The following is a 10,403-nucleotide window of genomic DNA, read 5'->3' on the forward strand; positions in this document are numbered from 1 at the left end:
CCAGCGCTCCAGCGTGATCTGCGCTGAGAATCAGTAGGTTAGGAATTGTTCAGGGCGAACTAAGTAATCATCTGCGTGAATACCACGCCGATCAAGCAATTCTCGAGCGCAGTGAATAACGCATCCTTTTACGCCGTTGCGGACGGCGACTTCTCCTTGAACCGTGTCGCTGAGCTTGAACCAGCGAGCTTTGCCGTTGACTGGAGGAATATTGACATAGCCACTACTTATATAGGCCCCTTCAAAAAAGAACGCTTCCGCATTAAAACCGATTGCTTCAGATGGATCATTACAAGGCTTTAAGCGGCGTTCCTTGACTACCCGAGATGACCTAACAGGAGATGGTGCAGCTTGGCGCAGCCGTTCTAACCCATCGAAATTAGTTAGGACGGGCGGCCGTAACCGAGGGTCTTCGATGTCGAGTTGCCTTAGAGTGAAACGATCTTTGCCAAAATTGCAAAGTGCACACGTGATCACGACATTCTCGATGGAAGACTTCCCGCCGTGGCTATGCGGTTCCACATGATCAAATTGAAGCCATACCGCCTGAAAGGCCGAGTGTTGTTCCGCTGCAATCCTTGGATTCCAAGGAACTTCGTTTGGATAAAGCTGTCGTGCGATTTTCCTTATATCTGCGTGAACGACCGGCAGGCCGCAGTAGCGGCACCGATAACCATCCCGTTCAAGAACCAAATCTTTAATACACTGAGTAATATTACGATCAGGATCGCGATCAGATTTTGGTATCTCCTGAGTATCGCCTTCAGGCCTCTTCAGGACAACATTTTTGTGGACTTTCGTCCAGGCTTCGTTCAGCCATTGCCACGTTATGGGACAATTTGCTTCCCTGAACTTGGCCGCAGCCAGATCCTCATCGCCTGCGAGGTGGGCATCAACTGCGACCTCTAGAACACTAATAGCGATGCGAACCTCAGGAATAGGCTCCTTAATGCACAATCGCATATTTTCCTCCAATTGCCGATTGTCTATCTAAGCCAATTATTTTTTCCAATTAATTTTTTGCACTTGAAGACCACTTGGGCGCTGACCTAGCAAATGTCCGGCATGTTCGCAAATCGGACCTGCGATTTCATAGACTCCCAACTCTTCCCTATCCCCCCTTAACTCCACCTTCACCCACCTCGGTCCAGCGTCGCGGCATGATCGGACAGGTCTCACTCGGCCCGCTTGGCGTGGTCCTTCTGCTGCTGGGGGCATGTGCCTCGCCCAGCGTGCCCATGCTGTCCGCCACCCGGTCCGAGGTCGACATCGACGGCGTCGGCTTCACCGTCCACCACGACCGCACGCGGGCTGAGGTTGTCCGCACCACGCCCCTCGCCGAACCCGGCCTGCGCCCGATGCTCCTGATGTCCCGTACCGCCATGGAAACCGCCTCGGGATGCCCGATCCGCCCCGGCACGCTCTACGGCGACCGTGTCATGGCCGAGGCGTTCCTGGATTGCCCCGACAGCCCCGGCGTAACCCTCCGCCCGGCCTGGGTCTTCACCCCGCCCCAATGATCTGATCGCGGTGATCCGAGTTTCCGCGCTGCAGCGCGGTTCCGGACTCCTACGGGAGTCCTACAAGACTCCTACAGGATTCATATGAAAGTCATATGCGATTCATATGATCGCGCGTTTCGCCCGTCCTGCGCCGCTCAGGGCACCCGCCCGGCCGCTTCCGCGATCCGCGCGCGCGCCGAATTGGATTTCGGCTGCCACATCCCCCGGTCGATAGCCTCCTGAAATCGCTCGGCAATCTCGCGCAGCGCCGCCGGGTTCGCCTCCGCGATGAACGCCCGCGTCTCCGGATCGCCCAGGTACGCCGCCTCCACGATGTCGAAATGGTGCCCCTTCACGGCCCCGGTCGTCGCTGCGAATGCGAACAGGTAATCCACCGTCGCCGCGATCTCGAACGCGCCCTTGTATCCGTGCCGCATAACCCCCTGAATCCACTTCGGATTCACGACACGCGACCGGACCACACGCGCGATCTCCTCGTCCAGCGTGCGGATGACCGGCCGCTCGGGGCGCGAGTGGTCATTGTGATATATCGGCCGCGCAACCCCTTGCAAATGCTCAATAGTTGCCGCCACGCCGCCCTCGAACTGGTAGTAATCGTCGCTGTCCAGCAGATCGTGCTCCCGGTTGTCCTGGTTCTGCACCACAGCATCCACCGTTTTCAGCCGTGTTTCCAACGCTTTACGCGCCTGAATCCCCTCGGCATCCTTTCCGTAAGCATATGATCCCCATTGCAAATATGCCTCGGCGAGATCCGCGCCGCTGTTCCACAACCGCTCGTCGATCAATGCCTGAAGCCCCGCGCCATAAGCCCCCGGCTTCGATCCGAACACCCGGAACTGCCCCGCCGGTCCCTCCAATTTCGCCTTTGCCGCCGCGGGGTTAGCCTCCTCCGGCTCGTCCAGTGCCATCACCGCCCGCGCCGCCGCGTCCACCAGGTCGATCTGCTGCGGAAACGCATCGCGGAAAAATCCCGAAACCCGCAACGTCACATCCACCCGCGGTCGTCCCAGCGCCGTCGCCGGAATGATTTCGAATCCCGTCACCCGACGCCGCGCCTCGTCCCAGCGCGGCTTCACACCCATCAACGCGAGCGCCTGTGCGATATCGTCCCCGCCCGTGCGCATGTTCGCCGTGCCCCAGGCGGTGATCAGAAGCGCACGGGGCCAGTCGCCATGGTCCTGTAAATGGCGTTCGATCAACAGGTTGGCCGAATTCCACCCCAGTGCCCATGCGGTCGGCGTCGGCACCGCGCGGCTGTCCACGCTGAAGAAGTTCCGGCCCGTGGGCAACACGTCCAGCCTGCCGCGGGTCGGCGCGCCCGACGCGCCCGGGGCGACGAAGTGCCCTGCAAGGGCGGTGAGAAGCCCCGCGCCCTCCGCCGGGCCGCAGCCTGCGACCATGGGCGCGACCCGTTCCCGCACGCCTGCGATCACCGCGGCAGAGCGCGGCCCCGGCGGACCCTCCGTCCCGTCGATCAGCCGCGCCGCCAGCGCTTCAAGCCGTTCCACCGTGTCGCCCGCGCTGCGCCATGCCGCGTCGTCCGAAAGAACCTCGGGCCGTGGCCCGTCCCACGCGGCACCCATGTCGCAGTCCAGCGGATCGAGTCCCAGTGCAAGGTCCTCAGCCAGCGCTCGCGGCAGAGACGCATCCGCCCCGTCCCCCGCCTCGCGTGGCACCCGCACGAGCGCCTGTACGAGGTCCCTGGCCAGCCGCCCCTCCGGCGATTGCCCGAAGACGTGCAGCCCGTCGCGGATCTGCGCCTCCTTCAACTCGCACAGCCACGCATCGAGCCGCGCGAGGTCGCGCTCCTCGTCCGCGCCCGTCAGCCCGGCATCCGCGCCCAGCCCTGTTGCGTCGCACAGGCTGGCGATCTCGCGGCGCAGGTGCAGCGCGCGGCGGGGATCCATGCCCACGGCCTCGTAGTATTCGTCCACCAGCGCCTCGAGATCCCGCAGGAGCCCGTAGCTTTCAGCCCGTGTCAGCGGCGGGGTCAGGTGGTCGATGATCACGGCCTGCGCCCGCCGCTTGGCCTGGGTGCCTTCGCCGGGATCGTTGACGATGAACGGATAGACATGGGGGATGGGCCCCAACACCGCCTCGGGCCAGCATTCGGCCGACAACGCGACGGCCTTTCCCGGCAGCCATTCGAGATTGCCGTGCTTTCCCAAATGCACGATCGCGTGGGCGCCCTGCATCCGCCGCAGCCAGATGTAGAATGCCAGGTAGTTGTGGGGCGGTACGAGATCCGGCGCGTGATAGGTCGTCTCGGGGTCGATGTTGTACCCGCGCGCGGGCTGGATCCCGACAGTCACGTTCCCGAAGCGCAGCACGGAAAGAGCGAATCCGTCCGGTCCGGCAAAGGGGTCGTCCTCGGGTGCGCCCCATCGCGCCGTGATGGCCTCGCGTAGCGACCATGGCAGCGTGTCGTACTCTTTGCGGTAGTCATCCATCGCCAGCCGCACGCCGCCCGCCCGCTGCGCCCGGTCGGGCAGCCAGTTGGTCGGCCCGGACATCACCCGCTTCATCAGGGCGGCGCTGTCGCCGGGAATATCCTTCACGCCATAACCGGCATCCGCCAGCAGCCGCAGCACATGCATGGTCGCCGCGGGCGTATCGAGGCCCACGCCATTCGCCAAGCGCCCGTCCTTGTTGGGATAATTGGCAAGAACCAGCGCCACTTGCCGGTCTGCCGCGGGTGTGTGCCGCAACCGCGCCCAGTTCGCGGCAAGATCGGCGACGAAATCCACCCGATCGCCGCGCGCGCGATAGGTCGCGATGGGGCATTCGGTGGCGTCGTCGAAGAACGCTTCGCCCTTGAAACTGATCGCGCGGGCAAGGACTCGTCCGTCCACCTCCGGCAGGGCCACGTTCATGGCGATGTCGCGGGGACCCAGGCCTGCCATCCCCCCTTCCCAGCTCTCCTCCGATGCGCTCGACAGGATCACCTGGAAGACGGGCGCGCCTTGCGCGGCCGGGGCGGCAAGGGGGTTCGATACCCCCGCGCCGCCCGCCCCCCGGTCCGGACCAGCTTCGGGCGTGCCGACGGCGAACGCGGTGCAGTTCAGGATCACGTCCGGGGGCGCGTCACGGAACAGCCCCTCCAGAACACCTGCGCTCAACGGGTCCTTCAGGGACGCCACGAAGACCGGCAAAGGGTTCAACCCCCGCTGCAGCAGCGACTTGACCATCCGGTTGATCGGCTGCAGCCCGGCCCCTTGAAGCAGTGCGCGGTAGAACACGATGGGCACCACCGGCGCGCCCTCGGTCCAGTGGCTGCGAAGGGTGTCGATCCCCACCGGCCCTGTGCCCGGCCAGTAGGCCCCGGCCCGCAACAGCGGGCGCGCGGGCGGCGGGCGGTCTTCCCCGCCGCGCAGCATCGCGGCGGCGTAATCGAGAAAGTGGCGGCTGTTCTCGGGCCCGCCTTCCACAAGATAGGCCCACAGCGCGTCCCAGTCGGCGCGGGGTATGGTGGACAGATCCCACAGTTCCGGGTCCGGCCTGTCGTCGCCGGGCAGGGCCGCGAAGGGCACCCCCGCCGAATGGAGATGCGCCGCGTACTGTTCCAGCCCGTAGCGCCAGTAGCCCGTGCCGCCCAGCACGCGGGCCACGACCAGCTTCGACCGCGCCGCGCAATTCTCGATGTGCAGATCCACAGACATCGGGTGGCGCAGATGGGTGAGGTTCGCCAGCCGCAGGGACAGTGGCGCGCCCATCTCGGCCCGTGCCGCGCTGAGGGCGGCCAGTTCCGTGTCCGCGGCGGAGATCACCACCAGGTCGGCGGGGGTCTGGCCCAGGTCAACGGGTTCCTGCCCCTCGTCGAGGCTTCCGGGCGTGGCGGCAAGGAGATGCATGGCGGTGTCCGGTACAGGCGGCTGTGGCAAGCCGCCGGGTCTGTGCCCGGCGGACCAGTGGGTCAGGCGATCAGCGCAGCCTCGATCGCGGCCTCGATCGCTGCACGGTCCAGCCCGGACTGGCCGATCACCACGAGCCGGGTTTCCCGCGGCTCGCCCCCGGCGAAGGGTCTGTCGAAATAGCTCTCCACGCGCGGCCCCACGGCCTGCACGGTCAGGCGCATGGGCTTGCCTGCCACGGCGGCGAAACCCTTGAGCCTAAGGATGTCGTACCGTGAGATCACCTGCGACAGGGTCGCCGCGAAGGCGGCGGGGTCCGCGATTTCGGGGCGCGTCACCACGAAGCTTTCGAAGGCGTCATGTCCGTGGTCGTGGTGGTGGTGATCGTGGTCTTCGTCGTCGTCATGATCGTGGTGGTGATGGACCTCTCCCCGCGTCTCCAGATCGTCCTCCGCCGCCACGCCCTGCCCCAGCAGCACGTCGACCGGCAGCGCGCCCATCGTGGCGCGCACCACCTGCACCCCGGTGCGGGCGTCGGCCTTCAGCCGATCGGCAAGCGCCGCGGCGGCATCCTCGTCCATCAGGTCGGTCTTGTTGATCACGATCATGTCGGCGCAGGCGATCTGATCCCCGAACAGTTCCGACAGCGGCGTGTCGTGGTCCAGGTTGTCGTCGCCCTGTCGCTGGGCATCCACGGCGGCGACCGAATGGGCGAAGCGGCCCGCGTCCACCGCCGGGCCATCGACCACGGTCACGACCCCGTCCACGGTCACGCGGGTGCGGATCTCGGGCCAGCCAAAAGCGCGCACCAGCGGTTGCGGCAGCGCGAGACCCGAGGTCTCGATCACGATGTGATCGGGCGGCACGTCGCGGCCCAGCAGCTTTTCCAGCGTCGGCACGAAGTCATCCGCCACGGTGCAGCAGATGCAGCCGTTCGACAGTTCCATCACGTCGTCATCGGCGCAGCCCTCGATGCCACAGCCTTTCAGGATGCCGCCGTCGACGCCGAGGTCGCCGAATTCGTTGATGATGAGCGCGATGCGCCGTCCGTTCGCATGGGTCAGCATGTGGCGGATCAGCGTGGTCTTTCCGGCACCCAGAAAGCCGGTGATGACGGTGGCGGGGATCTTCGCGGCCATGGGCACGGTCCTTCGCGATAATGTCCGGAACGGGGAAAGGGCCGGGGGTGTGTGCCCCCGGCCCATGCGATGCGTGACCGGTTTCGGATCAGGCGGCGCTGTAAAGCCGCGGCGTGACCAGCCCGCTGTCCTTCAGCCCGCGCAGGGCCTTGGCACCGGCCAGAACGCCAAGATCGACAAGCGGTTCGAGCAGCACCACGGTCATGTAGGCTGCGCCGAACATGCCGACCGACGCCAGCGTTTCCGCCCCGAAGCCCTGTCCGTAGACCGCCCAGAATGCCACCCACGCGACGATCCCGCCCTGGTAGGCTGCGGACAGCGCCAGCACCTGCCGGTATTCGAGATCGACATAGGCCGTGCCGGGCGCGATCAGCCGCTTGGCCAGCATGTGCAGACCGAAGAGCGGGATCAGCAGCGTGGTCAGGTTCATCCCGTATTGCGGCAGGTCCGCGGGTGCGAAGAACAGCCCCTGTGCCAGCAGACCCATCGCAAGGCCGATCGCCGCTGGGCCAGCGCCGAAGATCAGGAACAGGGTCGATCCAAGGATCAGGTGCACCTCGGACACGCCCACAGGATAATGCGGCAGGACCTGGAAGAAGCCGAATGTGGCCACAGCGGCCAGTGCCGCCCGTGCGCCCAGGGACGCGACTCCGCCCGCGCGCACGCTGTCGGCGGCGAATTTAAGGGTGAGGCCGCCCGCAGCGGCGGCCGTGCCGTAGCTGAGCAGCAGTTTGGCGCCGTTCACGATGCCCGGTTCGATATGCATGGTCTTGTCCCTCTTGCCCGTCCGCCCGACGGGTCCGGTTGCTGTTGTCGCGTGGCTGGTCTCCTGGCTTGCGGGTCACGGCGCTGGCGTCCCCTTCCCGGACCGACTGGTCCAGTGGTAACGGACGGGCGCTCGCCGCTCACAGTCGCGGGGGCGGCTGCGGGTTCCGGTCCCGGATTGGGTCACCGTCACCGCATTCCCATTTGATCCCCGATGCTTTGCAACGTGGGGAACCACACATGGACCTTGTGCCCATGCGGGGCGATCCGGGTCAAGCGCCATCGCGTCGCGCCACGGTCAAGCGCGTTCGAAAGCCGGCGCATAGCCCTTGATGTCTATCCAATATCTGGGGTCTTGAGTAAATTTGATGTCCAGATGATGGGTTCGTCATTGACAGCCCAGCTCCGCATCCGAACAATGCCCAGCAACGTTTCGCCCCGGACCGGATCCCGCCCGTGCAGTTCACCCGCCTGCGTCTGAATGGTTTCAAGAGCTTCGTCGATCCCACCGACCTTGTGATCGCGCGGGGCCTGACCGGCGTCGTGGGTCCGAACGGTTGCGGCAAGTCGAATCTGCTCGAAGCCCTGCGCTGGGTGATGGGCGAAAATCGCCCCACAGCCATGCGCGGCGCGGGGATGGAAGACGTGATCTTCGCCGGGGCCGCGACGCGCCCCGCGCGCAATTTCGCCGAGGTCAGCCTGACGGTCGACAACTCCGACCGTCTTGCGCCCGCGGGGTTCAACGACACCGACCAGATCGAGGTGACGCGGCGGATCACCCGCGACGCCGGTTCCGCCTTCAAGTGCAACGCGAAGGAAGTGCGCGCCCGCGACGTGCAGATGCTGTTCGCCGATGCGTCCACCGGGTCGCATTCGCCGGCACTGGTGCGCCAGGGGCAGATTTCCGAGCTGATCAACGCCAAGCCCAAGTCGCGCCGCCGGGTGCTGGAAGAGGCGGCGGGCATCTCGGGGCTTTACCAGCGGCGGCACGAAGCCGAATTGCGGCTGCGCGCGACGGAGACCAACCTAGATCGCGTCGCCGACGTGGTGGACCAGTTGGCCGGGCAGTTGGCGCAACTGGCCCGGCAGGCGAAGCAGGCGGCGCGCTATCGCGTGATCGGGGCAGAGCTGCGCGTGGCCGAAGGGATGCTTCTCTATCGCCGTTGGCGCGAGGCGGACGAGGCGCTGCGCGATGCCAGAGCCGCGGTGCTGGCCGCGACACAATCCGCCGCGCGGGCCGAAGCCGCGAGCCGCGCCGCCACCGCCGCGCGGGAGGAAGCCGAGCAGGCCCTGCCGCCCCTGCGCGAGGAACAGGCGATCGCGGGCGCGCTGGTGCAGCGGCTGAGGGTGGAGCGCGACACGCTGCGCGACCGGGCCGCGCGGGCGCAGGACCAGATCGCGACGCTGGAGGCGCGGGCGGCGCAATTGGGCCGCGACCGTGCGCGCGAGGACAGCCTGACCCGGGATGCGGGCGACACGCTGGCGCGGCTGGACTGGGAACGTGGTGAACTGGACAAGGCCACCGAAGGCCATGACGAGCGCCTTGCCGCGGCCGAAGCTGCAGCCGCAGAGGCGGCAGAGGTCCTGGCGGGGCACGAGGAAGCGCTGACCGCCCTCACCGAAGAGGTCGCACGGCTTGCCGCGCGGCACGGCGCGGTGGAGCGGCTTCTGACCGACACGCGCAAGACGCTGGCCCGCAGCACGCAGGAGGCCGATACCGCCCGCGCCGCGGTGGAGGATGCAGGCGCAGCCGCAGCCCGTGGAGTCGATGCGGAAACCGAAGCTGCCGCAGCGCTTGCCACGGTGGCCGAGAGGCTCGCCGCCGCCGAAGACGCGCTCGCCGCCGCTGAAGACGCCCGCGCTCAGGTGCAGGGCGACGAGGCCGACGCCCGCGCCGCCCGCAGCGAGACGGAGGGCGAGGCCCGTGCGCTTGCGGCCGAGGTCGCCGCGCTCCGGCGGCTGGTTGCGCGCGAGGATGGGGGCGGGGCGCAGATCCTCGACGAGGCGCGGGTCGCGCCGGGGTACGAGCGGGCGTTCGGCGCGGCGCTGGGGGATGACCTGCGCGCGCCGCGCGCGGGCGAAACGGGAAGCGGCTGGGTCGCGTTGCCGCCCTATGGCGCGCCGCCCGCGCTGCCCGACGGGGTCGAACCGCTGGCCGCGCATGTGGACGGGCCCGATGTGCTGGTCCGGCGGCTTGGGCAGGTTGGGCTTGTCGATCCGGCGCAGGCGGCAGCCTTGCAGGTTCGGCTTCTGCCTGGGCAGCGGCTGGTGTCGCGCGCGGGCGATCTGTGGCGCTGGGACGGGTTCCGCGCTGCGGCGGAAGATGCCCCGTCGGCGGCGGCCCTGCGGCTCGAACAGATCAACCGATTGGCGGAACTGGAAGCTGCCCATGATGCGGCGGCGGCACGGGCCGAGGCTGCGGCGGAGCGTCATGCAGATCTGGCCGCGGCACTGGCGACCGCGACCGAGGCGGACCGCGCCGCGCGTGCCGAACGCCGGGCCGCCGATGCAGCCCTTGCCGACGCGCAGCGCGCCGCGTCGAAGGCCGAAGCCGACCGTGCGCTGGCCGAAGGCCGCGTCGACAGCGCGAAGCTGGCTGTTGATCGTCATGCCGAGGCCGCCGCCGCCGCCGAACGCGCCCTGCGCGATACCGAGGCACAGGCGGCGGCCCTGCCCGACCTGGGCGACAGCCGGGCGCAGGTGGAGAACCTGCGCATTGCCGTGGAAGCCGCACGGCTGACCATGCTGACGCGCCGGTCCACCCATGACGAGGTCAAGCGCGAGGGGCAGGCGCGCGTGGCGCGGCTTCAGACCGTGGTCAAGGAACGTGCCCTGTGGGCCGACCGGCTGGCGACGGCGGATGCACGCATGGCCGAGCTGGATGCGCGGATCGCGCGCTGCGAGGATGATCTGACAGCGGCGCGCGCCGTCCCCGACGAGATCGCCGTGTCACAGGAACAGGTTGTCGTGCGGCTGGACGAGGCCGAGGCGCGGCGCATGGCCGCCGATGACGCCTGTGCCGGAGCCGAGGCGGCCTTGCGGGCCGCGTCGGGGGCCGAGCGTGACGCGGAGCGCGCCGCTGCCGACGTGCGCGAGACCCGCGCCCGGTCCGAAACCCGTGCCGA

At 67.4% G+C, this 10,403-nt stretch carries 6 protein-coding genes and 1 riboswitch; of the genes, 2 read left to right on the forward strand and 4 right to left on the reverse strand.

From position 1 onward, the window contains the following. Window positions 1-30 precede the first annotated feature (30 nt). Window positions 31-957: an HNH endonuclease gene (locus DDE13_RS20945; protein WP_162631147.1), complete on the reverse strand. Its 927-nt coding sequence runs from the start codon at window positions 955-957 to the stop codon at window positions 31-33. Window positions 958-1,160: 203 nt separating this feature from the next. Between DDE13_RS20945 and DDE13_RS20950 the strand changes: the two genes are divergently transcribed. Next, entirely contained in the window at window positions 1,161-1,520 is a 360-nt protein-coding gene (locus DDE13_RS20950) for a hypothetical protein (protein ID WP_162631148.1), read from the forward strand. 137 nt (window positions 1,521-1,657) lie between these two features. On the opposite strand, the gene cobN is transcribed toward DDE13_RS20950, so the two are convergent. From cobN to DDE13_RS20965, 3 genes are all read right to left on the reverse strand, one after another. Then, on the reverse strand, window positions 1,658-5,374 hold the full coding sequence (cobN, locus tag DDE13_RS20955; RefSeq protein ID WP_111406170.1) for a cobaltochelatase subunit CobN: 3,717 nt from the start codon (window positions 5,372-5,374) through the stop codon (window positions 1,658-1,660). 62 nt (window positions 5,375-5,436) lie between these two features. Next, window positions 5,437-6,513 (reverse strand): cobalamin biosynthesis protein CobW, encoded by a 1,077-nt coding sequence (gene cobW, locus DDE13_RS20960; RefSeq protein ID WP_111406171.1) that lies wholly within the window; start codon window positions 6,511-6,513, stop codon window positions 5,437-5,439. An 88-nt stretch (window positions 6,514-6,601) separates the two neighbouring features. Continuing rightward, window positions 6,602-7,279, reverse strand: coding sequence for an energy-coupling factor ABC transporter permease (locus tag DDE13_RS20965; RefSeq protein ID WP_111406172.1), 678 nt, complete (start codon window positions 7,277-7,279; stop codon window positions 6,602-6,604). Between the two features lie 36 nt (window positions 7,280-7,315). Beyond that, window positions 7,316-7,532: riboswitch (cobalamin riboswitch) on the reverse strand. A gap of 202 nt (window positions 7,533-7,734) precedes the next feature. On the opposite strand from DDE13_RS20965, the gene DDE13_RS20970 reads away from it, so the two are divergent. Further along, a partial coding sequence (locus DDE13_RS20970) for a chromosome segregation SMC family protein (RefSeq protein ID WP_111406173.1) occupies window positions 7,735-10,403 on the forward strand: 2,669 nt, incomplete at its 3' end.

The organism is Meridianimarinicoccus zhengii (assembly GCF_003254465.1).
Lineage (GTDB): Bacteria > Pseudomonadota > Alphaproteobacteria > Rhodobacterales > Rhodobacteraceae > Meridianimarinicoccus > Meridianimarinicoccus zhengii.